Source organism: Lyngbya sp. CCY1209 (assembly GCF_035615495.1).
In the GTDB taxonomy this organism is placed as follows: Bacteria; Cyanobacteriota; Cyanobacteriia; order Cyanobacteriales; family Microcoleaceae; genus Limnospira.
The window spans coordinates 1-692 of record NZ_JAJENU010000152.1 but is presented as its reverse complement, the minus strand read 5'-3'; the positions used below and the strand labels follow the sequence as shown (position 1 = coordinate 692).

General features: G+C 42.3%; 1 pseudogene. It reads right to left on the bottom strand.

The annotated features are described in order from the left end of the window. A pseudogene (locus LKE08_RS01915) lies at positions 1 to 692 on the bottom strand (hypothetical protein); the annotation flags it as partial.

The window sequence follows — 692 nt, the reverse complement described above, 5'->3', positions numbered from 1 at the left end:
GTTTTGACTCCTGACAAATCCAATTGGCTGTTGGTGGCATACAAATCTACCTCTTTCAGGGTGGTAAGTTTTTGGGCTTCAACTTCACCACCATCTTTGACCATAATATAAGAAGGGCTGTAAACATCTTGGCCTGAAAATGTTTTTAAGTGGGGTAACTTGACTCTGCTTTTTTTCCCTTCCGCTAAAATATCCGTGTCGTTTCCTAAAGTTGTTAAGCCATTCAAACTTAAAGAGCCACCCTTTTTAGCTGCCAAAAATAAATCCTTAATATTCGGATTTCCCTTTGAGAAATTTATTTGGACTTTCTCCCCTATGGCTTCCACAGTTACATTATCGCTAGACTTGGGAACTTTGCCACCACTCCATTGACGCGGGTTATACCAATCCCCGCTGCCTCCAAGCCAGGAAATATTTGCTTGTTCGATGGTAACGGTATCGCCGTTTAATAATGCTGTTGCCCCATCATCCTCACCCAACAAACCTAACAGTTCTGACTCACTCAACCCCTTACCCACAACCAAATTCGCGAAAATTTCCCCCTCATCCCCAGGAGAATCGATCGCATTCATTTGAGCATCAATATAATGACCATATTCTTCTAATAAAACCGATGCGATCGCATTTACATTCCCCGAATTCTCATCCACCAACTCCTGAGACAAGTAAATCGTATTCGTAGCAGCAGCAAA